This window comes from Chryseobacterium sp. GTID13, from assembly GCF_056172655.1.
This window is the reverse complement of the sequence record NZ_JAOCMB010000002.1, coordinates 222,021-246,811: the sequence shown is the minus strand read 5'-3', so window position 1 is coordinate 246,811 and position 24,791 is coordinate 222,021. Positions and strand designations below refer to the sequence as shown.

The window sequence follows — 24,791 nt, the reverse complement described above, 5'->3', positions numbered from 1 at the left end:
AATATCCAGTTCGGTATCTACATAAGCGGCAAAATTGTTCCTGTTTTTTTAAATTCCTGGGAATATCCGGGAAAACCTTGTGAACCACCAGGACGAACATCACCGGAAAGCGGATTGGTCACTAACAAAGCTTCCGGAGTATCAGCGGTTACCACATTTCCATTGATGTCATACATGGCATAAGAAGCTTCTTCTCCCTTGATGAGCTCAAACTGTTCGTACCTGAATTCAGATCCGAAAGCAACGTTTAAACCTTCCAGTACTTTAAACTGTTTTGAAGCATTAAATCCGGTTGTATTCTGTAAAAGAGCATGTCCGCCGGCATTGAAACTCGTCGGTGACTTTACTCCCAGGGTAGCATTAATGGTATTGTCTATCTGATAAGTAAACCTGTTGCTTCCGAATGCATTGTAAAAATCAACGTCCCAATTGGCTACTTTAAATTTTAGACCGTTATCGAACGTGAAATCCGTAATGCTGGTATCCTCTATCGGGTTAAAACCGTTAGGATATATTTCAGGAATATTTCCGTCCGCATCCGGTGTCCTTGTCCATGCATAGGCATTGGTTTTACGGTAAGAAAACCCTTGTCGGGAATAGAACTTTAAGCCATCAGACAAAGGCAGTTCTACGTTTCCGAAGAAATAAACATTCTGGGATTTTGCATCACCAAATTTTTCTCTTGGAGACTCATAGCCCTTTTCAGGGTTGGCATTTCTTATGGTACGGTCTTTATTGACAAATTCAACGGTGAAGTTACCAAAACCACCATTGTTTCCTATTCTTGTTCCTAAATTTCCGCTGAAATCGAAGGTTGTTCCGTCTACTTTATGATCCGAAACAACATCATTGTTTCCCGGACTTTTAAAAAGGTTCATTCCATAAAAAGCATTGCCTTCAAAGCCATGATTGCGGTCATTAAGAATAACGTTGATAACCCCGGCAATTGCATCAGAACCATATTGTGCGGAAGCTCCGTCACGGAGTACTTCAATCCTTTTTATAGCCCCGATGGGGATGGTATTCATGTCCGAACCTGTATTTCCCCTTCCTTTTGTTCCGAAAACGTTGATCAGGGAAGATTGGTGGTACCTTTTTCCGTTCAGTAAAAGAAGGGTCTGGTCCGGTCCAAGTCCGCGTAATGTTGCCGGATCCGTCGCGTCGGCTCCATCCGATCCGGACTGTTTATTGGAATTGAATGAAGGTGCACTGAACTGAAGAAGCTGGTTGACTTCTATCTGCCCCGTTGACTGGCTTACCTGCTTGATGTCAATGACGTCAACAGGAACAGGGGTATTGGTAACGGTTCTCTTTTTATTCCGGCTTCCGGTAATGGAGACTTCCTCTATTTTTGACTCTTTGGAAATGGTGTCATTAGTATTTTGGGAATACAGCATTGATGCCGTTCCTAAAAAAGAATGCTCGTGTACTTCAATCTCATATTTCATATTTAAGTTAGTGATTATATCAAAAATATTGAATTTTACTATTAAATCAATATGAAAATACGCTATTGTGTAAGAATTATTTAAATGAAGTTAAATTTTCATTAAATAAAGAAAAATATAAACTTAAAACATTGAAATAAAGAAAATTTTTAACTTTAAAAACTTCTGATTATTCGATCAAGTCCTTCTTCTAAAATTTCCCGGGACGTGGAAAAGCAGATTCTGATATGTCCTTCCGCTCCTTTTCCGAACCATCTTTCTGATCCTGGAACCACGGCTACCTTTCCATGCTGTAATACATGGCGGGTGAACTCATCGCTGGTTAAATTATTTTTAATTTTCGGAAATAATACAAAAGTAGCTTCAGGTAAATTGGGGCTAAGGATTTCTGAACGGTTCAGGATACCAAAAGCAAGGTCTCTATTGTGCTGAAGGTGGGTCAAGAATTCTTTATACCAGGGTTTTGCCTTTTCCAAAGCCACACTTCCTGCAATCTGTGAAAGTGTTGAAACTCCTTCTATCGTAGAATTAAAATTGGATTTTTCTGTAAAATCATCAAGGATTTCCTGGTCGTTGCACAAAACGGCACCGATTCTCAACCCCGCAATTCCAAATGATTTTGAAAATCCATATACCGTAAAGCTCTTTTTCTTCGCCTCTTCTGAAACCGAAGAATAGGTATAGAATTCTTTATCATCATAAATAATATCACTCCATATCTCATCACTCATTACCCAAAGGTCATGGGCGGACGCAATTTCTGATATCTTTTTCAGCACTTCCTTGGAATATACTTTTCCCAGTGGATTGTGGGGGTTGCAGATGCTGATCAGTTTTGTTCTTGGATTGATGAGCTCTATAAGTTTTTCAAAATCTATAGCTCCCGTTATATGATCTACCGGGCATAATCTTACGGTTCCGCCGGCTGCTTCCACGGATCTTTTAAACAGGAAGTCTACGGGATCTAAGATAATAGCCTCCTCTCCCGGCTTTAAAACATAGGATGCGATCAGGAACATTCCCTGCGCGGCACTGTTGACGGCAAGTACATTTTCCGGGGTAAAGTTGCCGTGTTTTTCTGTGTTAAAATGTTCGGCAACGTTTTTTTGAACTCCGGAAGTCCGGAGAATGGTCCGTAGCTCAAATAGCCGTCTTTTATATACTCAATAATTCCCTGCTCTATTTCCGGAGCGGTTCTGAAGTCCGGGTCAGCGGCAGTAAGAGGGATGACCCCTTCTTCTATAGTTGCCCATCTTCCGTTATAGGCTTTCCTCTTTAAAGCATCAAAATTGATATCGTTATTGGTAAACATTTCTTTATTTATATGATATGGGTAAAATATTTTCTGTCTGCTCGTGAAGCGGTTTTAAAAACTGATCCAGCAGAATCCTTCCGTTCCTGATGTGGATTTCTATTTCCGGTTTTCTTTCAGCTTCATACTTTCTGAATGCTTCAGCGGGATCTTTTTCTGAAACCAGATGTTGAGTCAGTGCAAAAGAATCCTTTAATGCTGAGGTTACCCCTGGCTCGTGAAGGGAATAAGCGGATGAGCGGCGTCACCGATGAAAACAATATTGTCCTTATAAAAAGGATTGAGTTTTTCCAGCTCATAAACCCTCCACAAATGTACATTTTTGTAATCGGATTCCTTAACGATAGAAGACACCATGGGATCCCAGTCATCAAAAACTTCAAACATATAGTTTTTAAGGTTGTCAACAGAGCATTGCTCGCTGATCTTATATTTCTCATTGTCGAACTGTGAATACCAAAGTACTGTGTCCTCGGAAAGTTTAAGGATTCCAAATGTCAGTCCGCCGTCTTCATGGTGGTATTTCATGAAATTATTATCCAGGCGGTCGGCAATATCCCTGTTCTGGATGATATTGACAATTTCGCTTTCCTGTACGGATCGCATCACTTCGTCCTCAAATATTTGTCTCCTGATACGGCTTTTAGAACCATCCGACACAATCGCCAGATCAGCGCCTATGTAGGTTCCGTCCTGCTTTTTCAGTTTTCCTTTTTGGGCATCACATGGAGCTATTGTTTCATCGTAGGTAATTTTTCCAGCCGGAATATTCCGGGTAAGGATCTCAATCAGGGAGCTTCTGGCAATAACAAAGACATCCTGCAGCTCCTTTTCTGCAAGTATTTTTCCTGTATGGGAATACCGGATATATTTTTTTAAAAAGTTACCTCGTTTAAAAAGTACAGACGGATCAATGATCTGTGAAAGATATTCTATTCCTTCTTTCGGAAGCAGAAAGCCATGACCGGTAAGATCATCTTTCTTTCTCCTTTCGTAAATATGGTAATCTAATTGGTGTTTTTCTAAGTAATTCGCTATGCTTAAGCCGGAGATGCCGGCGCCCACGACAGCAATTTTGTTCATCTCGGAATAATGGATTTTTTCAGTTAGTGTTTCAGCTTACGTCCTGTAAACTATTTATTTGATAAGTGCAAATGTAAATTAAAAACATTCATTAATTGAAAAAAATAATTGAATATGATTTAAAATTATTTGAAAATAAAATGAAAAGCATAGCATTATGTTGCTTTTATGGAAAAGTGGAGTTATTTAAAGCTGATACATCAAAAAACCGGGAAATAAATCCCGGTTTCAATTTTATGCTTCTTCAAGCTGAACTGTAAAGTGCCTTAACAGATCAGGCTCCCAGGTTATTTTATATCCTTTGGAGATCTCTTCACGTCTTTCATAAACGTTTTTGATTGCTGCTGCAATGTAATCCATATGGTTATTCGTGTAGGTTCTTCTCGGAATAGCAAGGCGTACAAGTTCCAGTTTCGGATAACGGTTTTCTCTAGTTTCAGGATCCCTGTCTGCCAGTAATGTACCGATCTCTACAGTTCTGATTCCTGCCTCCTTGTAAATCTCCAACCCTAAGGTTTGTGCCGGATATTCTGCTCTGGATACTTTTGGTAGGAAATTCAGGGAATCAATAAAAACAGCGTGGCCGCCAATCGGCTTCTGAACAGGGATTCCGTATTCGATCAGTTTATTACCAAGGTATTCTACCTGTGAAATTCTGCTTTCAAGATAAGCGAATTCAGTTGCCTCGTCTAGTCCTACGGCTAAAGCAGCCATATCTCTTCCGGCCATTCCTCCATAAGTGATGAAGCCTTCATAGATAATGGTAAAATTGGAAGCTTTTCTGAAAACTTCTTCATTGTTTAAAGCTATAAATCCTCCGATATTGACCAATCCGTCTTTTTTAGAACTCATCGTCATTCCGTCCCCGTAAGAGAAGATCTCTTTACAGATTTCTTTGATGCTTCGGTTTTCCTGGCCCTGCTCTCTTTTTTTGATGAAATAAGCATTTTCTGCGAATCTTGCTGAGTCGAAGAAAACAGGAATTCCATAACGGTCTGATAATTCTTTTACAGCTCTCATGTTTTCCAGAGAAACGGGTTGGCCTCCTGAAGAATTACACGTAATGGTAATCAGGCAGAAAGGAATATTTTCTTTCGGATGGCTTTTGTAAACCTCTTCCAGTTTTTCTAAATTGATGTTCCCTTTAAACGGGTGAAGATCATTGATGTCAAAAGCTTCATCAATAGTACAGTCAATAGCGTGTGCTTTTCTGAATTCGATGTGCCCCTTGGTCGTATCGAAATGAGAGTTTCCGGGCACTACGTCACCTTCTTTTACGAGAACGGAAAAAAGGACGTTTTCAGCAGCTCTTCCCTGGTGGGTAGGCAGTAAATATTTAAATCCGGTGATTTTCTCAACGGTGTTCTGAAGCTGTTCAAAAGAACGTGACCCTGCATAGCTTTCATCTCCGGTCATCAGGGCGCCCCATTGTCTGTCAGACATGGCTCCTGTTCCTGAGTCGGTAAGGAGATCAATGAAAACCTGTGATGATTTAAGGTTAAAAAGGTTATAATTTGCTTCTTTAAGCCACTGCTCTCTTTCTTCTCTTGTAGACTGGCGGATTTCTTCCACCATTTTGATACGGAAGGGTTCCGCGTACGGTAATTTCATGCGTTAAAATATTTTATTAGATTGTTTGTAAAGAAAATTTGTTTGAAATAAATTCAAATTCATCAATATATATTTAAAAAGGAGCGGAAGAAGTTACTCCGGTGCTTTAAATATATTATCATCCGAATGGAAACCGGCTACACCGCCGCTTACCGCAAACTTCATGGCCGAAGCTGCAGTCATTCCCACTACGGGTTTGATGTTTTTTCTTCAGTAACAATTACCCATCCTGAAATAGCATAGGAGTGGGGCAGATATACCGCAACGTAATTGTGCTTGTCAACGTCCGACATTTCTTTTTGGGTAAGAAAACCGATTCTCCAGATTTCCGGATTTTCATTGGTTTTTACCCATACAGGATCATTGAATTTTTTCTTATCACCCACAAACGATGACATGACGTCTTTTGTAGGGGTGTAGATATGTTTTACTCCCGGAGTTTTTTCAAGAAACCGGTCCATTGTGTCGAAAAAGAATTTTCCAACCACAAACTTATTTCCGAGATAACCCAGAACAGCAGTCATCAGTATGGTTGAAATAAAAACCAGTCCGGGAATCTCTTTTGCGACGGAAGGAATAATGTTGTCAATAGCACTTACAATATACCAGATCACAAAGATCGTAAGCCCGATAGGCCCAATAATAACCAGTCCCTGAAAAAATTTTTCAGAAAAAAATTGGTGATATTTTCGAAGGTCGGTTTTTTCAACGTGGTCTTTTTACTTTTTATTTTATCCGTGGATGGTTTCTTTGTTTCCGTATGATTTTATAATGCTGGCTTCGTATTCCAGCCATGCATCCCAGCGTTTGTTTACTTTTTCAGGGTCTCCGAGCTGTCTTGCAAATCCTATGAAGGTGGTGTAATGATTGGCCTCAGAGATCATCAGCTCTTTATAGAATCTTTTCAGTTCTTCATCTTTAATATTTTCAGTAAGAACTTTGAACCTTTCGCAGCTTCTGGCTTCAATCATGGCGGCAAACAGCATTTTATCCACAATCAGATCTTCTCTGCTTCCCTGGATAATGAATTTGGCCAGCTCATTTACGTAATCATCCTTTCTAGGTCTGCCAAATGCATATCCTCTTTTTTTAATGATCTCATGAACCTGATTGAAATGATCCAGCTCTTCTTGCGCAATGGCCAGAAGTTCTGTGACAATCCCGGGATATTCAGGAAGCATGGTAATTAAGCCGATGGCATTGGTTGCGGCTTTCTGCTCGCACCATGCATGATCCGTTAAAATTTCCTCAATGTTTTCCTCTGCAATATTTGCCCACCTTGGATCGGTAGGAAGTTTCAACTTAAACATGTTTTGAATTTTTTGTAAAATTAAAATAAATTGCGAGAAGTAAGAAGTTTTATTAAAATTTAAAAAAAGGTTTAATTGTTTTTTAATAAAAATGAATTGAAATATTGGTATTTTTTTTGATATTCTATATTTATAATTAAAAATCTAAACAATGGAAACACTTACAACATTAAAGAATAAGCTTAACACAGGGTTAGCTTTTTTAGTTATGATCTTTATGTCTGCAATGTCATTTGCGCAGAATAACGACAACGGTACGGTAACAGCTGATAAGACTGTCAATTCAACAAGTACAAGCACCACGACCACGGAATGGTATACCAACCCGGTGTATATTATTATTGGGGTTGCTCTGCTTCTTATCATTATTATTCTTTTAACAAGAGGCTCAAAAAAAGATTAATTTATTGAAGTCTTTTTTCGTAAAAACTCAAGAATTTTCCAACCCAGATCATCTACTTTTTTAATCCCGATGCAATTATGAAGGCAAGGATTATATTAATTACGTAAATGAGGATCATAAGCAGCCACCAAGGCATATTTTCCTGTAGAGAGACAACGATAAAATACACTAACGACGAACTTATCCCCTGCGCAAAGTAAAAAAAGATAGCATTCTTTCCGATGTGGGTTACAAAGTTTTCTTTTGTAATTTTTAATCTGTTGTAAAGTACAAATAGTGTGGTCAATGAAAACAGAGACCATATTATATAAGGAATCTTCGGAGGGAATTTATTTTTATTGATCTTATAAAAAATTTCATTGCCGTAATACCAGAACATCCACATTAAAGCTGTTGCCACTACCGCATACAGGACAGGAATAATTTGGGTTGGAATTTTCTTTCCGCGCATTCTGTTGGCTATTAAGAATATGGCAAGATAAAAGGCAACATAACCGACTTGTCCGCCAGGGTAATACTCCGGAAAAACATTAAATATTAAAGTTAATACCAGACATAGCCCTATAAACCAGTCGATATGTTTTGGGAAAAACCTGAGTATTAAGACTCCGAAAACGGCCAGAATGAAATAGACTTTCAGATACCAGAAGCTTCCCATCACAACGGGGAATGTATCAGCATTCGTATATTGGTGAAGATACCAGTTGCCGAGATTCTGCCATTGTGGAACATCCGAAACACCGGTAGCTGCATATTTAGACCCAAATGTTGAGTAAAAGCTCTGAAGCCATTCCATAGAGAAAAACGTTAATCCAAAGACTTTAAAAAAATAATCCAGGAAGAACAGGAATGTTACAAAGATCATATAAGTGATCTGAAGCTTTAGCAATCTGTAAAATGTTTTTTCGATATTCGAACCTGAGGTGATTCCGCTTAAGGCATAAAAGAGAGCTACATCAAAAACCAGGGAAAATACCCTTACTTCTGCGGGAATGTAAAATTGCCCCGACCAGAAAGCGGTATGGATAAATATGATAGAAAGTGTTGCCATTCCCTTGGCAAAATCAATGTAGAGGTCTCTGTTCATTATTATAGGATATGGTTCAAAAGTAAATAAACTTTGGGATATTTATCAAATAAACTAAAAAGAGACAGGACATTGCTGCCTGCCTCCTTTGTTAAATATGCTAAAAATGAATGTTTATTTAAGTTGCTTAAATTGTTCCTCAGTGATTTCTCCGGTCTGGATCTTTCTAAGTTCATCCATATATTTGCTCATATAGGCATCGATTTCTGGATTTACAGAATTTTTGCCCATTTTATAAGTGCCGTTCAATACTCCCTGATAATAGTAGAAGAAGTTGTAATCAAAATTGGCAGCAGTAAGATCATACTGTCCAAGAAGGAATCCTAAACGTACTGCAGATCTTCTTTGAGGAGGAGTTCCGTGGTGGTTCGCACTTGACGTCTGGTAATCTCCGATGCTTTGTGCAAACTCATAGGCTGCGGCAATTTCTGAGAAATTGGTTTTGTTGTAGCCATTTGGTCTTCTCAAGTAATAACCTGCGAAACCGTCTGCTTCGAGCTCATTAGGTCTTGCCGTGTTTTCACTTACACTAGGAAGTCCGAAAATGTACTGTAGCTGGTGCCCGTATTCGTGAGCAAGGATCATCGCATTCACAATATCGCCTCCTTTATTTTTTGCATCTGCATAAATGGCGTAGCCATAGTAGATTTTTCCTGTGGAATAGGAAATTGCATTGTAGGTAGAACCAAAATTAGAAGGATCATCTACAAATCGTAAGGTTGGGTTGCTTCTTCCCCAAAGGCTGGCAATTTTAGTCATCTGCGCATTCATAAAATTGGTATCTGCTGCGTACTGAAGTCCTGTTTTAAGAACAGCTGTTGAGCTCCAGTATTGGTCTACATAGGAACAGCTTTTTCAAGATCTCCGGGCTGTTCGATCTTGGCGCTGGCAGATTGAGATTCCGGAAGTACAGATTCTTCCATTTTGTCATCACGGCACGCTGATAATGAAAAAGCGGCAATGGCTCCTGCTAATAAGCAGAATTTAAAGTTTCTTTTCATATAAAATATTTTTTGGTGATAACGAAGGTATAAAATTATCTGTTATGTATGAGCACTTTATGTAAAAAATTATTCAAAATTTAGTGAAATGATTTTTTATTTAGTTTTTTACAAAAAAATACAGAACTGATTGTAAGGTATTTAGAAAATATTCATATATTTGCACCTCGAAATAACTAAAAATTTTATAAACAATGTTTGCAATTGTAGAAATAGCAGGGCTTCAATACAAAGTTGAGCAAGACCAGAAGTTGTTTGTAAACCGTTTAAAAGGAGAAAAAGGAGACAAAGTTTCTTTTGATAAAATTCTTCTTACTGTAAATGGTTCAATCACTGTAGGCGCCCCAGCTGTAAGCGGAATCACTGTAGATGCAGAGATCCTAGACCACGTAAAAGCTGATAAAGTAATCGTTTTCAAAAAGAAAAGAAGAAAAGGTTATCAGGTGAAAAACGGTCACAGACAATCTTTAACTCAAATTAAAATCACTGGTATCACTGGTTTTGACGGAAGTACAAAGAAAGCTGCTAAAAAAGAAACTGTGAAAGCTGAAGTTCTTTCAGACAACGCTACGGTTAACTTTGGTGAAGATCACGAACTGAACTATCACTTGAAGAAAAACAACCTGTCTCAGTCTAAAGAAAACAGAGAAACTTTAATTACTTTAGGTAAAGCGGTTAAAGTTGAATTAGAAAAAACTGTTCTTACTCATGAAGAAGTAGATGCTGCTATCATTAAGAACATCGATCAATTTAAAGCACTTAACAAATAATCCAGTAATAAAATGGCACACAAGAAAGGAGTCGGTAGTTCCAAGAACGGTAGAGAATCTCACTCTAAAAGATTAGGTGTGAAGATTTTCGGAGGACAAGATGCTATTGCCGGAAATATTATTATCAGACAGAGAGGTACGCAACACCACCCAGGTGAAAACGTGGGAATTGGTAAAGACCATACTTTGTTTGCATTAGTAGACGGTAAAGTAGTTTTCAGAAAGAAAGCAAACAACAGATCTTTTGTATCTGTAGAGCCAAACGCATAATTATTTAAGCGTTTTATAAATTAAACCTCGGCATTTGCTGAGGTTTTTTTGTTTTGTCCCGTCCCAATAAGATCAATATGTTAGAATATAAAAAGCCTATACTTTCAGGTATCGTCGTTGAGGGTAAAATCGGATACTTCCGGAGTTGGCGGTTTAAATTTAAAATCCGGTGACATTGTCGGATTAGAAAAATCTTATGCAGAGTTTTTAAGCCTTATATATACTAAAATAGATAGTAAACCTTAATTCTGGAAAGAAAAGCTGAAAAAATTAAACAAAAGTTTAAAATTTTTACTACTGTATACCAGTTCTTTACGGTTTAATATGAACTGGAATTAAACTTTATGTTAAATAGATTTTGTTTTGTGTGGTGTTAAGGATGTATCTTTGCCCCACTGAAAACGAGAGTAGACAGTAAGCGCAGAAGAGCTTTTAGATAAGCATTAAGTATTTAAAAAAGCTTTAAGAGGATAAGAAAGGATAGCCTTAAATTTTTAGAAATAAAAGTTGCCGGGTTTAAAAATTTTCCTATCTTTGCAGTCCGGTTAAACGGGGAGCAGAAGCGATAGCGATTAAGGTTTAGTAAAGAGGTTAAGGTTACTTAAAAAACTTTAAATTTTCTTTGAAAAACATTTGGTCATTTAGAAATAAATAATTACTTTTGCAACCGCAAATAAGGAGCAGAACGACAGAAAAAAGTTCTTTATAAAAGCGGAAAGAAAAAAGATCATTGACATACAATATAACAACCAAGTAAGGAAAAAAACTAAAGCGTTAAATAACTTTGAGAGGGTCAGGAAAAACATACAATGGAGAGTTTGATCCTGGCTCAGGATGAACGCTAGCGGGAGGCCTAACACATGCAAGCCGAGCGGTAGAGTTCCTTCGGGGACTTGAGAGCGGCGCACGGGTGCGGAACACGTGTGCAACCTGCCTTTATCTGGGGGATAGCCTTTCGAAAGGAAGATTAATACCCCATAATATGTTGAATGGCATCATTCGACATTGAAAACTCCGGTGGATAGAGATGGGCACGCGCAAGATTAGATAGTTGGTGAGGTAACGGCTCACCAAGTCTGCGATCTTTAGGGGGCCTGAGAGGGTGATCCCCCACACTGGTACTGAGACACGGACCAGACTCCTACGGGAGGCAGCAGTGAGGAATATTGGACAATGGGTGAGAGCCTGATCCAGCCATCCCGCGTGAAGGACGACGGCCCTATGGGTTGTAAACTTCTTTTGTATAGGGATAAACCTACTCTCGTGAGAGTAGCTGAAGGTACTATACGAATAAGCACCGGCTAACTCCGTGCCAGCAGCCGCGGTAATACGGAGGGTGCAAGCGTTATCCGGATTTATTGGGTTTAAAGGGTCCGTAGGCTGATGTGTAAGTCAGTGGTGAAATCTCACAGCTTAACTGTGAAACTGCCATTGATACTGCATGTCTTGAGTGTTGTTGAAGTAGCTGGAATAAGTAGTGTAGCGGTGAAATGCATAGATATTACTTAGAACACCAATTGCGAAGGCAGGTTACTAAGCAACAACTGACGCTGATGGACGAAAGCGTGGGGAGCGAACAGGATTAGATACCCTGGTAGTCCACGCCGTAAACGATGCTAACTCGTTTTTGGGTTTTTAAGATTCAGAGACTAAGCGAAAGTGATAAGTTAGCCACCTGGGGAGTACGTTCGCAAGAATGAAACTCAAAGGAATTGACGGGGGCCCGCACAAGCGGTGGATTATGTGGTTTAATTCGATGATACGCGAGGAACCTTACCAAGGCTTAAATGGGAAATGACAGGCTTAGAAATAGGCTTTTCTTCGGACATTTTTCAAGGTGCTGCATGGTTGTCGTCAGCTCGTGCCGTGAGGTGTTAGGTTAAGTCCTGCAACGAGCGCAACCCCTGTCACTAGTTGCCATCATTCAGTTGGGGACTCTAGTGAGACTGCCTACGCAAGTAGAGAGGAAGGTGGGGATGACGTCAAATCATCACGGCCCTTACGCCTTGGGCCACACACGTAATACAATGGCCGGTACAGAGGGCAGCTACACAGCGATGTGATGCAAATCTCGAAAGCCGGTCTCAGTTCGGATTGGAGTCTGCAACTCGACTCTATGAAGCTGGAATCGCTAGTAATCGCGCATCAGCCATGGCGCGGTGAATACGTTCCCGGGCCTTGTACACACCGCCCGTCAAGCCATGGAAGTCTGGGGTACCTGAAGTCGGTGACCGTAACAGGAGCTGCCTAGGGTAAAACAGGTAACTAGGGCTAAGTCGTAACAAGGTAGCCGTACCGGAAGGTGCGGCTGGAACATCTCATTTTAGAGCGTTGAAGAACGTTAAACAAAATTAGGTACTTCGGTACCATTGACTTATCTTAAAGTTCAAGCTTTAGTTTTTTATTTGGTTGATTTATATTAAAAAAATACACACCCACTAGAAATTAGTACAGGGAAAGAGATACAAGAGCCGAGAGCCAAGAACCAAGACGAATGAAAGTCTTGTATCTAGCATCTTGGATCTGAAAGTCCACAAGACAGTCTCGTAGCTCAGCTGGTTAGAGCGCTACACTGATAATGTAGAGGTCGGCAGTTCGAGCCTGCCCGAGACTACTAATTGAAAAGACGGGAAGATAAAAGAGCCAAGAGCCAAGACAACGAATTGAAAGTCTTGAATCTAGCATCTTGAATCTCTTAGTCTGACTAGAGGGGAATTAGCTCAGCTGGCTAGAGCGCCTGCCTTGCACGCAGGAGGTCAAGGGTTCGACTCCCTTATTCTCCACCAAGTTATAGAAATATAACAAGAATAGAAGATATTTATACATAAGATCAAAGGATTATAGCCGTTAGGGGCTAGAGCGTCCCGATTCATCGGGAAGGTCAAGGGTTCGACTCCCTTATTCTCCACAGTTTGTATTGGTATATTGGAAGTATGTATGCTCATAATGATGAGAGCCATCATTAATACATAAATACGATGTACAATAATACAGAAGATATTAAGATCATTGACATTAACGGTAAAGACATCACAAAGAGAAAACCGAGCGCATAAAAGCGCTTGAGTAACCAAAAATAGGAAAGAAATCGTTAAGGGCGTATGGCGGATGCCTAGGCTTTCAGAGGCGAAGAAGGACGCGGTAAGCTGCGAAAAGCTGCGGGGATCGGCACACACGAATAGATCCGCAGATATCCGAATGGGGCAACCCGTCATGTTGAAGACATGTCATCCCTTAGGGGAAGCAAACCCGGAGAACTGAAACATCTAAGTACCCGGAGGAAAAGAAATCGAAGAGATTCCGTAAGTAGCGGCGAGCGAAAGCGGATTAGCCCAAAAGCTTTTATATGTTTAATAGAATGTACTGGAAAGTGCAGCCATAGAGGGTGATAGCCCCGTATATGAAAGGCATATTTGAGTGATAAATGAGTAGGGCGGGACACGTGAAATCCTGTCTGAATATGGGGGGACCATCCTCCAAGGCTAAATACTCCTGAAAGACCGATAGTGAACAAGTACTGTGAAGGAAAGGTGAAAAGCACTTCGAATAGAAGGGTGAAATAGAACCTGAAACCGTACGCCTACAAGCGGTCGGAGCCCACAAGTTGGGTGACGGCGTGCCTTTTGCATAATGAGCCTACGAGTTAATGTTACTAGCGAGGTTAAGGACTTCAGGTCCGGAGCCGGAGCGAAAGCGAGTCTGAATAGGGCGCTTAGTTAGTAGTATTAGACGCGAAACCTTGTGATCTACCCATGGGCAGGTTGAAGCTCTGGTAACACAGAGTGGAGGACCGAACCGGTTGACGTTGAAAAGTCTTCGGATGACCTGTGGGTAGGGGTGAAAGGCCAATCAAACTGGGAGATAGCTCGTACTCTCCGAAATGCATTTAGGTGCAGCGTCGCAAATGAGTTTATTAGAGGTAGAGCTACTGATTGGATGCGGGGGTTTCACCGCCTACCAATTCCTGACAAACTCCGAATGCTAATAAATGTTCTGCGGCAGTGAGGGCATGGGTGCTAAGGTCCATGTCCGAGAGGGAAAGAACCCAGACCAACAGCTAAGGTCCCCAAATATATGTTAAGTTGAAGCAACGCGGTTGGACTGCATTGACAGCTAGGATGTTGGCTTGGAAGCAGCCATTCATTTAAAGAGTGCGTAACAGCTCACTAGTCGAGCGGTCCGGCATGGATAATAATCGGGCATAAACATATTACCGAAGCTATGGATTTATACCTTAGGGGTATATCTGGTAGGAGAGCATTCTGTTTGCGCCGAAGCAGTATCGTGAGGTATTGTGGAGCGGACAGAAAAGAAAATGTAGGCATAAGTAACGATAAAGGGGGCGAGAAACCCCCTCACCGAAAGACTAAGGTTTCCTCAGCCATGCTAATCAGCTGAGGGTTAGTCGGGACCTAACGCGAACCCGAAAGGGGTAGTGGATGGACAATGGGTTAATATTCCCATACTTGCTCACACTAAAAAGGGGACGGAGTGACGTAGCTACTGGAGACTGACGGAATAGTCAAGGCCTAGCCTTCGGGCGAAGCTGCTGTAGTGAACTCGCTTCCAAGAAAAGCCGAAGTGAAGCAACCCGTACCAAAACCGACACAGGTAGTCGAGGAGAGAATCCTAAGGTGCTCGAGTGAGTCGTGGCTAAGGAACTAGGCAAAATAGTCTCGTAACTTCGGAAGAAGAGACGCCATCAGCAATGGTGGCCGCAGTGAAGAGGCCCAGGCGACTGTTTATCAAAAACACAGGACTCTGCTAAATCGAAAGATGCTGTATAGGGTCTGACACCTGCCCGGTGCTGGAAGGTTAAGGAAGGTGCTTAGCGTAAGCGAAGGCATTAACTGAAGCCCCAGTAAACGGCGGCCGTAACTATAACGGTCCTAAGGTAGCGAAATTCCTTGTCGGGTAAGTTCCGACCTGCACGAATGGTGTAACGATCTGGGCACTGTCTCAGCCACGAGCTCGGTGAAATTGTAGTATCGGTGAAGATGCCGATTACCCGCAATGGGACGAAAAGACCCTGTGAACCTTTACTATAACTTCGTATTGACTTTGAGTAAGTAATGTGTAGGATAGGTGGGAGGCTTTGAAGCCGGCACGCTAGTGTTGGTGGAGCCAACGTTGAAATACCACCCTTTACTTACTTGGAGCCTAACTTCTTTTTAGAAGGACATTGCGTGGTGGGTAGTTTGACTGGGGTGGTCGCCTCCAAAAGAGTAACGGAGGCTTTCAAAGGTACCCTCAGCACGCTTGGTAACCGTGCGTAGAGTGTAATGGCATAAGGGTGCTTGACTGTGAGACCTACAAGTCGATCAGGTGCGAAAGCAGGACATAGTGATCCGGTGGTTCCGTATGGAAGGGCCATCGCTCATAGGATAAAAGGTACTCCGGGGATAACAGGCTAGTCTCCCCCAAGAGCTCACATCGACGGGGAGGTTCGGCACCTCGATGTCGGCTCGTCACATCCTGGGGCTGGAGAAGGTCCCAAGGGTTGGGCTGTTCGCCCATTAAAGTGGCACGCGAGCTGGGTTCAGAACGTCGTGAGACAGTTCGGTCTCTATCTATTGCGGGCGTTAGATGTTTGAGAGGGCTTGATTCTAGTACGAGAGGACCGAATTGAACAAACCTCTGGTGTATCAGTTGTACCGCCAGGTGCACCGCTGAGTAGCTACGTTTGGAAGAGATAAGCACTGAAAGCATATAAGTGCGAAACTCGCCTCAAGATGAGACATCTTTTAAGGGTCGTTGGAGATGACGACGTTGATAGGCTACAGGTGTAAAGCTGGTAACAGCATAGCCGAGTAGTACTAATTACCCGTAGATTTATAGCCTATGGTTGCTATATAATTATTTAATGATTAAGAAATTTAATGATTAAAAAATACAACAAGTTCTTTTGTGCGCAGACAAGGTTTTGTCTTTGTGAAAGTTTTTATCGATAAAATCAGGTAGCAGATGGTAGCTATCAGGTAGCAGGGAAAACCTGCAACCTCTTACCAATAACCTGCGACCTTATATACCTTCTTTAGGGTGGTTTTAGCGGTGGGGCTCACCTGTTCCCATTCCGAACACAGAAGTTAAGCCCACCAGCGCCGATGGTACTGCGACAAGCGGGAGAGTAGGCCGCCGCCAGTTTTTATTTAAAGTCTCATACAGTTTTGTGTGAGACTTTTTTTTGTTATATACACCATCCTATAAATGATGAGTGATGAGTGATAAGTAATGGGTAATGAGTAATAGATGAAAAATGATACAATTAATCTGTGTAATTTTCCCTAAACCCTAAACCCTAAACCCTGCCATAAGCAATAAGCAATTCAAAGACGGTGAGCTCCGTAGGAGCGATCGGTTAATAGATGATATGATATGATTGATATGATATGAATATTTTAGATTTATTTACCAGCCCTGTAGGGGCGAGCTGTTTATTTTCCCTTTACAACAACAGAAACAAATAGAAGGCTTAGCCAAAACTTAAACTACTTCCAGGCTGCTCCGAATACTTTTTTCAATAACGGATCTGTGCCATCTGAGTGATCTGTGTGAAAACTAATTCTTTTAGCTGTCTTTACCTTCATACGGGCTTCTTTCTCTATAAATATTAAAAACAAACTTTACTAAACATCTGCTTGATCTGCCCAATCTGCGAGAGCATTAATATACTGTTCAAAATGACCAGGTATCTTGATGTATTGAAACAAACGGATTGGATCTTTTGTCTTAGTCCCACCTTGTTTAAGCTTACGCTTCTGCTGATATTAATCCAATATCTGAATATTATTCTTCCTTATATTAATCAATGTTTTCAAAATTATCCATTCAGTCGATTCATAGAAAAATATTTCGTAAATATTCTAATTGTAGTGAAATATTTATATATTTGTTTTGTAACCATATAATAAATTATTTTGCGGAAGCCGAAAAGCATAAGAGTAGGCAAAAACTAAAACAAAATACTATGAAAAATTTGAGAAAACTGTCAAAAAAAGAACTGAAGACTATCGATGGTGGTGCATTAGCATGTCCTCCTCCTGCAACCACTTGTGGAGAATGGTGCTCCTGGACTGCACAGCAGAGATTAAGATGTCCCAATATGATCATAGATCCGGATCCATGCGGATGCTAATGTTAGATAAATAAGTTATTGAAAAAGAAATCCCTGGTTATTGCCAGGGATTTTATATTAGGCATTATGAGTCAGATTTGCTTCGTTTTAGAGTACACAAATCTGTATACAGTTATATATTAAAATTTAATGGACTCTTAAGCAGTTTTAAATATGATAATTTTTCTAGAGTGACTGATATAGTAGTCTAATCATTTGGATTAAAAAGCTCCTTATCATATCGATAAGGAGCTTATATTTTAAAATCCGACCTGGAACCCTGCTTTTATTCCAAATGTTGAAATATCCGGCCTGTCGAGATAATTACCTCTCCAGTTAAAATCAACCCTGAATATCCTAAGGTTTCCGATTCCAATATTTTCAATTCCGAATCCGTATTCAAAATAGATCTGCTCACTTGGTGCTGAATATTTGAATCCATCTACATTAATGGCCTTGGAAGCATCACTTAAAGTTCCGTAAGCGCTTCTGATGAAAGCGATTTCTCTAAGCTTAAGTTTTTTGATCAAAGGAATAAAAGAAAGTATTTTTCCGTTGAAATGATGCTCAAGATGTAATGTCGTATAAGTGTCTGCTACAAACTCATAATAGTTAAGTTGTGAAAATGTATTCTGTGCCAGGCTATATGACTGGTTTCCGGGAATTACATTCTGCAGAGCCAGAGGAACTGTATCAAAAGTTTTTCCGGCTTCAAAGTTTACGATGGTTTTCCCCCAGCTTCCGATTAGTATCGGTTTATAGAACATAAACTGGAGTCTGTTATAGTTGAAATCTCCGTTAAAAAGACCTTCGATACCTCTCGTGTATTTAAGGATAATGGTAGGGGCCAGTGTTCCGTGTTCGTAGCGGTCAACTCCTGTCTGGGAGAACTTTGCTCCCGGCCTTGCAATTAAGCTTAAAGTAACGTGAGAGTCGTTAAGTGTTTTTCTCAGATCACCATTCCGGTAATACATTAGGCTGAATTTATCAGGATTTGCTGATTTTATGCTTTGTAATGTCCCGTCTACACGAACCTGGAAGTTTTTCCATGGTTCAATGGAAGCGAAAATATTGGTTTTATTGATGGAACTCAAAGAAGCGTTTTCTCCCCTTGCAAAAAGAGTGGATGAAGCAAAGGTACGGGCCATAATTCCGTCATCAGTGGTAAGTTGCACACCCAGCTGCTCAATATCCCTCTTCGTACCGGCACCGATCATAAATCTGTTGACTCTATTGAACATGTAGCGGCCTTCCGCACCATATTTAACCTGCTGATCTTTGAATCCATATGCAGTATAGAACTGAAGTCTCCAAGGGTCATTTTGCCCAAAGTAAGTTCTTGCTCCTAATCTTATTCTGTCACCTTCCACTTCATTCTTACCGTAAATTGAGAAAATAGGACCGATATCAATGCCTTTAAATGCATTATAATATCCTGATGCAAGTGTTTCATAGATTTTAACGATACGGTTGAATTTTGGTGTCTGCTGAAGCCTGTCAAGCATTTCATAAACGCCCTGTTCTGATTTGGATAATGAGTCTGGTCTTGCTTTTAGCCAGTAAGCATCATCTTTATCTACAAATTTGTCATCATATTCTTCCTGTTTTCGTGTGAAAACTTTATCATCAAGAGGTTTGTTGAAATCATATTGGGAATAATCGACCGTCCTTTTGGCAATAATACTTTTAGACGTCCTTTTCTTTGCAAAAGGCGTAAGCTCTATTTCTGTAATGAATTTTTTAGGGAGAAACGTATTCTCATCAGGATTGTCATATTCCAGCTCTGTGGAAATGCTGTTGATGAAGTTGACGTTAATCTTCTGTGTAGACTTTAATGTGGCTCCTAAAACGGCATAGTTATCCGTGTCTATATAAAGATAGCCCTGAAACGCTAAAACATCCTTTCTTTTAGGCTGATATCTTATTTTGTAAGCGTTCTCACCATGGATAGAAATGGTGTCTGTCAGATTATAATCATAGGTACTGAACCCGTTTGTCCCCACGGGGCTTGGAAATCCTATATCGAAATAATTTAAAGTATTGTCGTAAATATTAATATCCCGGTAAAGATTTTTCGCGGTGATGGTAATTACCTGGTTATCCTGAAATCCTGATGTTTTTTGGGCAACAAGTAATCTTTTTGTCTTTTTCCCGGGTTTGTTTTCTCCGTAATTTTCGTACACGGATTCATTCAGGAAGATGGGAAGTCCTATCTTTCCGCTCGCTGTAGAGTCTGCATAATCAAAAATAAAATCCAGTTTATTGAAGATTTTTTTACTCATAAAAGCGCTGTCCAGATTGTTTGCGTCAAACTGGATCTTCTCATATTCTTTATAAGTATAGGTATCGAATTTCTCAAGGCCGTTATTTCGTTTCCTTTTCCATACCTCCTGCATAATAGCATAAGCAGGATTTTCTTTTTTATTCTTGTATTTGGGTTTTTCGTTGTGGATGACGATTTCACCGATGTTGCTTACCTTTTCCTGTGAAAGCTGCACAAAAACATTGGCCGCGTTTTCAGGAGTAATCGTAACGGTTTCGGTGGAGTAGCTCTTTTTCGAAAACCTTAGTTTATAAATAATAGTATCGGACTGAACGCTAAAACTTCCCAGGGTGGTCTTCAGAAAAGGCTCAGTTTTATCATTAATAAAGATATCCACTCCGGAAATTTCTTTATTGGTTTTTGCGTCTACAATTTTTCCGTTCACTGTATTTTGGGCATATGCCAGGCAGGATATAAAGAACAGAAAAAAGAGATTATAGTATTTAGAGTTGTTGTTTAACATCATTTGGTTCTTCAAGCAATTAGCACAAACAAAAAGCGTGCAGTTTCTTCAAAAAAGTTCATATTTTTTAACGTTTTATGCAAAAATTCATAAAACTACAAATGTAATGAAAATAACAGTAAAAGATTATGATATTTAATGAGTTAATCATAACAGGTTTTGATATGGAAATGAGATTGTGAATAAGTTGGATTAAAATATTGAAACTAACAGCTTTTTCACAGTTTTTCCACAACTTCAAATGCATTGTTAATAGGTTTTCAAGATGTTGTTAAGGGTTTATCCATAAGTTATTCACGGAATTATAAATGTTTTTCATAACCTTGTTAATAGCTTACTGGTAGTTTTTCCACAGGTTATTAACATTGTATTTTGTTTAATATAAGTCAGTTATTGATAAAACCCATTTTTTTCCACAGCAATATGATCATTTATGATGCCTTCTTCTCATCATGGATGATGAAAGAATTACTAACACTTTTGGTTTATTGTGGATAATTAGAAAAAGAGAATCCTGCAGATTGAGATTCAATTGTGAATAAAGTATTTTGAAGGCACAAAAAAAGACTCACATTTCTGTAAGTCTTGATTTTCTTTAAAACAATGAGACCGGTACTTGATGTTCTATTCCTGAAAAGTTTGATACTGCCCACGTTCTATTTTTATATTCAACCTTTCGTAAAAATCTTTTGGATTAAATCCGATTCTTTTATATTCTTCCTGTACAGAAATCTTTGCTTCATCCAGCTTATGTTGATTTTGCCATTCTGCAATAGTAATGATGATCAGATTTCCATTATCATCATGGTTTTCCAAAACTTTATCACGAATAAATCCTGAAAGACTTTTAATAAAAGCTCTATTATAATCCATCTTTTCTTTAAATTCTGCAATGGAAGATTTCGGGATAAAGAATTGATCAATTAGAAAAACAATATTAGAATTATCACGTTGTTCCGGCGGATTTGGTAAAGCTCCTAATTGTTGTAAAAAGCTAAAACGGTTTGTCTCAATTTCACTAAAAACAATTTTTCCATTTTTAAATAGGTAAGTTGCAATTCCTTTTACAGAAACCATTTTGTGGGTGGGATTGATGTCTTGAAACCTAAGTTTATGGGTGCCTGTAAATGTTTGTTTGACGATAACTTTATTGTCTTCAGCAATGATATCCTCAACTTTCCACCGGGCATCAGGAAAAGCGTTGGCTAATTCAGTAATTGACTTTTGGAAAGCGGCTATACCCTTTGCTCCAATAGAATTTGTGTAGTTATCTGATATTAAAACCGGTAATTTTTCAAATTGTCTGGTATTAAATATAGAGTTGTAGAGAAGTCTTATGGTTTCTTTGTTTTTGGCACTGTTCATTGGTTGGGAATTTTTAAATGATTTGCTTTGAGAGAACAAAAGAATTTGAGTTGATAACAAAACAGATGTCAGAATTATTTTGAATTTTGTGCTCATTGTTAAAGTAATTTAATGATACAAATTTCAAGATTGGTCTCTTCAAATCATTGTAAAAATTCATTGATTTACCAAAAGGCGGCAGATTTATAAAACTCAGTTGGTGTTTGTCCGGTAAAAAGTTTGAAATCTTTATTGAAATGGGCTTGATCGTAGAATCCTGCATCAAAAGCAGTGTCCAAAAGCCGAACGTTTGCTTTTAGAGGGATAATAGCGGACATCCTGACAATGGATGCGAACTTTTTTGGGGATGAACCTATGCTTTTCCTGAACCGTTTCTCAAAGGCATCGTTGCTTATGTGTAGACTATCTGCTAATTCATTTATTTTAATCTGACCTTTTGCTTCTTGAATTTGAGCAACAGCATTTGATATAATGCGGTCAGGATCTGGATTGATTAATCTTTTTAATAAGAACTGCTCCACAATTTTTATTCTTTGAAAGTTGTTTTTTGCTTCACATAGCATTTCCTCGACGTTTCTAACATCACTAGGATTCACAATATGATCAAGCAAAATGCTTTTCTCAAATAAACCGTAAAGAGGTTCTTTAAAAATGCGGCAGCTCCGCTTTCTGTAAATAATACAATTAGCGTAGAAGTATTCTGGGAATAATTGATGAGCCGGACTGATTTTCGAAGCCCTGAAATTATTGCTCCGGGCAATACGATCTGATCCGAGTTTATAGTGTATGAGTTTTGACCACTAAAACAAAAAGCTATTGCGATTGAAGTTCCTGGCAGCACCCTGTTTTGTATTTCCTCTTGGCTTTCAATAATTTTGATAGCCTTTACAAAAGGTTCCAGTGTTTTTGTTGGTTTGTACTCAATGACTTTCATTTTGTTTACTTCTGCTGTAATATTGCTTGGTAGCTTCTGCTGGTTAAGAACTTTACAGTGATACTTTATTTGATTGGTAATCAGTCGTTTTAGACAATAAATATACGGATTTTCTTCAGCTTGTAAATAAAGACTCGTTTTTAATGTATTTGAGTATAATATAAAAGAATGGTAACAATTGGTAGTGTGTTAAGAAAAAGACTTTAAGTACTTGATTACATTGGATACAAAAAAGACTCACATTTCTGTAAGTCTTTTGGCTCCTCCTGCTGGGCTCGAACCAGCGACCCTCTGATTAACAGTCAGATGCTCTAACCAACTGAGCTAAGGAGGAATTTTCCTTTGTTTAAGGTGTTGCAAATATAAAAGGAATATTCATATCAGGCAAATTTTATCCCCAATTAACGGATGTTTTTAACTAAAAATGTTGAATTTCAGCGAGAAATATTTCATCAGATTTTCAATTAATCAGGCGGCTATGAAATAAATGCCGAAAATAAAGTTTAATTGATGGGTAGAAAATCTTTATAGCGAATGATATCCTGTTCCTTTAATCCAGATCGAATAAACAAAATGTATAGAAAATAAAAAAGACTTACAAAATGTAAGTCTTTTCTTGGCTCCTCCTGCTGGGCTCGAACCAGCGACCCTCTGATTAACAGTCAGATGCTCTAACCAACTGAGCTAAGGAGGAATGTCCTTTGTTTTAAGTGGTGCAAATATAGGACGAATATTTATACCGTACAAATATTTTTCAGAAAAAATTCAAAAAAATTATAAACTGCCTGTAAGCGCCTTAAAGATATCGCTTCCAAAGATCAGTAACATCAATCCTAACAGGAAGATAACCCCGATCATCTGTGCATTTTCCAGTACTTTTTGAGGAACAGGCTTCCCTGTAACTACTTCCCATAAAGTAAACAAAACGTGACCTCCGTCAAGCCCCGGAATAGGAATAAGGTTCAGGAATGCCAGCCAAACGGAGAACATTGCCGTAAAGCTCCAGAATAGGCTCCAGTTTACGGATACAGCCCCGTCTTTAGACTTTTCTACCGGCATATTCTTAATAATGGCCAGTGGACCTCCCACTTTCTTATAACCTTGTACTTTTTTATTGAAGACCAGTTTAAACTGTTTAACCTGGTAAGTTAAGCTTTCAATACTTCTTGTAAACCCTCTTCCGATAGATTCAATAAGAGTAAAATGCTTTGTGCTGGCAAACTTTTCAAGCTGCTTATAAGAAGCTATTCCTAATGTTCCTTCTTTAGAAACCTGAAGGCTTAGCGGCTGTATGGCTCCTGCTCGTAATACTTCTACATTAATGGTTTTGCCTGCGTTTTTTACAACAGTACCCTGCAGCTCGTCATAATAATTAATCTTCTGCCCGTTTACTGAAACGACCTGATCACCTGTTTTTAATCCCGCCTCAGCAGTTTTAGGATTTACGATTGTATCAATTACAGCAGCATATCTTGGGGTAAGGAATGCTCTTGGATTCTCATCTTTAAAAGCGAGTGCCTTCCCGTCATCATTCGTATTAAAAGTAAGCTCCTGTCCGTTTCTTAAAACCGTTACCTGGTCACTTAATAAAATATCCAAAGACAGCTTATCCAGGTTATTCTGAACCTTTCCGTCTACTTTTAAGATCTTATCACCATCTTTAAAACCCATTGCCTTGGCAACATTGGTATAATGCATAGGAGTTTCCACTTTGGTGGTATCGAAAGAACTCTCACCATTAAAGTAAGAAAGACATCCGAAAATGATCCACGCAAGGAAAAAGTTCACCGTAACCCCTCCCAGCATGATGATTAACCTCTGCCAGGCCGGTTTAGATCTGAATTCCCATGGCTGTGCAGGTTTTTTCATCTGCTCTTTATCCATGCTTTCATCGATCATTCCTGCGATTTTCACATAACCTCCGAAAGGAAGCCATCCGATTCCGTATTTCGTTTGCTCAGGATGCTTTCTCCAGTCGCTGTCCGGAAGTTTTGAAGTATCGATGGGAACTTCCGTTTCTTTTCCGTCTACTACGATAGTTTCCGTATCCGGAAGGTTTTTGGAAAGAAATTTATATTGCCATTTTCCGTTGATTTTCTTCATTGAAAAGATTGAAAACCACGGATCGAAAAACAGGAAGAATTTCTCAGCCCTGGTCTTAAACCATTTTGCCGGTAAAAAGTGTCCAAGCTCATGAAGAACTACTAAAATAGAAATACTTAGTATGAACTGGAAAATCTTGATTGCTAATTCCATTAATAAATTTTAGATTTTAATTTGCAAAGGTAACAATTATC

The 24,791-nt window shown here is 39.3% G+C and carries 16 protein-coding genes, 5 tRNA genes, 3 rRNA genes and 2 pseudogenes; 10 read left to right on the top strand and 16 right to left on the bottom strand.

Going from position 1 to position 24,791, the window contains the following annotated elements; all coding sequences use genetic code 11:
* Nucleotides 1–17: 17 nt before the first annotated feature.
* The 6 genes and pseudogenes from N4G44_RS01230 to N4G44_RS01205 form a co-directional block, all read right to left on the bottom strand.
* Nucleotides 18–1,448, bottom strand: coding sequence for a TonB-dependent receptor plug domain-containing protein (locus N4G44_RS01230; protein ID WP_474924295.1), 1,431 nt, complete (start codon nt 1,446–1,448; stop codon nt 18–20).
* A gap of 155 nt (nt 1,449–1,603) precedes the next feature.
* Entirely contained in the window at nt 1,604–2,578 is a 975-nt protein-coding gene (locus N4G44_RS01225) for a pyridoxal phosphate-dependent aminotransferase (protein WP_474925012.1), read from the bottom strand.
* Nucleotides 2,579–2,964: 386 nt separating this feature from the next.
* A complete protein-coding gene (locus N4G44_RS01220) occupies nt 2,965–3,843 on the bottom strand; it encodes an FAD-dependent monooxygenase (protein ID WP_474924294.1) in 879 nt (292 codons plus the stop codon).
* A gap of 234 nt (nt 3,844–4,077) precedes the next feature.
* On the bottom strand, nt 4,078–5,454 hold the full coding sequence (locus N4G44_RS01215; protein WP_474924293.1) for a tryptophanase: 1,377 nt from the start codon (nt 5,452–5,454) through the stop codon (nt 4,078–4,080).
* Nucleotides 5,455–5,547: 93 nt separating this feature from the next.
* Nucleotides 5,548–6,104, bottom strand: a pseudogene (locus N4G44_RS01210) (DUF502 domain-containing protein).
* Nucleotides 6,105–6,185: 81 nt separating this feature from the next.
* Nucleotides 6,186–6,764: a MiaE family protein gene (locus tag N4G44_RS01205; RefSeq protein ID WP_474924292.1), complete on the bottom strand. Its 579-nt coding sequence runs from the start codon at nt 6,762–6,764 to the stop codon at nt 6,186–6,188.
* 151 nt (nt 6,765–6,915) lie between these two features.
* On the opposite strand from N4G44_RS01205, the gene N4G44_RS01200 reads away from it, so the two are divergent.
* Nucleotides 6,916–7,167 (top strand): hypothetical protein, encoded by a 252-nt coding sequence (locus N4G44_RS01200; RefSeq protein WP_474924291.1) that lies wholly within the window; start codon nt 6,916–6,918, stop codon nt 7,165–7,167.
* Here N4G44_RS01200 and N4G44_RS01195 read toward each other — a convergent pair.
* From N4G44_RS01195 to N4G44_RS01185, 3 genes and pseudogenes are all read right to left on the bottom strand, one after another.
* Nucleotides 7,164–8,254, bottom strand: a pseudogene (locus N4G44_RS01195) (acyltransferase family protein). The gene N4G44_RS01200 and the pseudogene N4G44_RS01195 overlap by 4 nt on opposite strands.
* Before the next feature lie 114 nt (nt 8,255–8,368).
* Nucleotides 8,369–9,025 (bottom strand): neutral zinc metallopeptidase, encoded by a 657-nt coding sequence (locus N4G44_RS01190; protein ID WP_474924290.1) that lies wholly within the window; start codon nt 9,023–9,025, stop codon nt 8,369–8,371.
* Between the two features lie 65 nt (nt 9,026–9,090).
* Nucleotides 9,091–9,255, bottom strand: coding sequence for a hypothetical protein (locus tag N4G44_RS01185; protein ID WP_474924289.1), 165 nt, complete (start codon nt 9,253–9,255; stop codon nt 9,091–9,093).
* 194 nt (nt 9,256–9,449) lie between these two features.
* Here N4G44_RS01185 and rplU point away from each other — a divergent pair, with 194 nt between their 5' ends.
* From rplU to N4G44_RS01140, 9 genes are all read left to right on the top strand, one after another.
* Nucleotides 9,450–10,025, top strand: a complete 576-nt coding sequence (gene rplU / locus N4G44_RS01180) for a 50S ribosomal protein L21 (RefSeq protein WP_073062670.1) — start codon at nt 9,450–9,452, stop codon at nt 10,023–10,025.
* A gap of 12 nt (nt 10,026–10,037) precedes the next feature.
* Nucleotides 10,038–10,295, top strand: a complete 258-nt coding sequence (rpmA, locus tag N4G44_RS01175) for a 50S ribosomal protein L27 (protein ID WP_027383144.1) — start codon at nt 10,038–10,040, stop codon at nt 10,293–10,295.
* 806 nt (nt 10,296–11,101) lie between these two features.
* A 16S ribosomal RNA gene (locus N4G44_RS01170) occupies nt 11,102–12,619 on the top strand.
* A gap of 216 nt (nt 12,620–12,835) precedes the next feature.
* Nucleotides 12,836–12,909 (top strand) — tRNA-Ile (locus N4G44_RS01165).
* A gap of 95 nt (nt 12,910–13,004) precedes the next feature.
* Nucleotides 13,005–13,081 (top strand) — tRNA-Ala (locus tag N4G44_RS01160).
* Nucleotides 13,082–13,130: 49 nt separating this feature from the next.
* Nucleotides 13,131–13,203 (top strand) — tRNA-OTHER (locus N4G44_RS01155).
* Between the two features lie 173 nt (nt 13,204–13,376).
* A 23S ribosomal RNA gene (locus tag N4G44_RS01150) occupies nt 13,377–16,135 on the top strand.
* Nucleotides 16,136–16,330: 195 nt separating this feature from the next.
* Nucleotides 16,331–16,439 (top strand): 5S ribosomal RNA (rrf, locus tag N4G44_RS01145).
* The 16S, 23S and 5S rRNA genes sit together here with 3 tRNA genes alongside, the layout of an rRNA operon.
* Nucleotides 16,440–17,262: 823 nt before the next feature.
* The gene (locus tag N4G44_RS01140) at nt 17,263–17,430 is read left to right on the top strand and encodes a bacteriocin-like protein (RefSeq protein ID WP_474924288.1); all 168 of its coding nucleotides are present in this window, start codon (nt 17,263–17,265) and stop codon (nt 17,428–17,430) included.
* Between the two features lie 239 nt (nt 17,431–17,669).
* On the opposite strand, the gene N4G44_RS01135 is transcribed toward N4G44_RS01140, so the two are convergent.
* From N4G44_RS01135 to rseP, 7 genes are all read right to left on the bottom strand, one after another.
* Nucleotides 17,670–20,198, bottom strand: a complete 2,529-nt coding sequence (locus N4G44_RS01135; protein WP_474924287.1) for a DUF5686 family protein — start codon at nt 20,196–20,198, stop codon at nt 17,670–17,672.
* A gap of 621 nt (nt 20,199–20,819) precedes the next feature.
* Nucleotides 20,820–21,560, bottom strand: coding sequence for an ester cyclase (locus N4G44_RS01130; protein WP_474924286.1), 741 nt, complete (start codon nt 21,558–21,560; stop codon nt 20,820–20,822).
* A gap of 164 nt (nt 21,561–21,724) precedes the next feature.
* Nucleotides 21,725–22,171, bottom strand: coding sequence for a helix-turn-helix domain-containing protein (locus N4G44_RS01125; protein WP_474924285.1), 447 nt, complete (start codon nt 22,169–22,171; stop codon nt 21,725–21,727).
* Entirely contained in the window at nt 22,153–22,494 is a 342-nt protein-coding gene (locus tag N4G44_RS01120) for a DUF6597 domain-containing transcriptional factor (RefSeq protein WP_474924284.1), read from the bottom strand. The genes N4G44_RS01125 and N4G44_RS01120 overlap by 19 nt, the downstream gene beginning before the upstream one ends.
* Nucleotides 22,495–22,751: 257 nt before the next feature.
* A tRNA-Asn gene (locus N4G44_RS01115) sits at nt 22,752–22,828 on the bottom strand.
* Between the two features lie 283 nt (nt 22,829–23,111).
* A tRNA-Asn gene (locus N4G44_RS01110) sits at nt 23,112–23,188 on the bottom strand.
* Between the two features lie 80 nt (nt 23,189–23,268).
* On the bottom strand, nt 23,269–24,750 hold the full coding sequence (gene rseP / locus N4G44_RS01105) for an RIP metalloprotease RseP (RefSeq protein WP_474924283.1): 1,482 nt from the start codon (nt 24,748–24,750) through the stop codon (nt 23,269–23,271).
* Between the last annotated feature and the right edge of the window lie 41 nt (nt 24,751–24,791).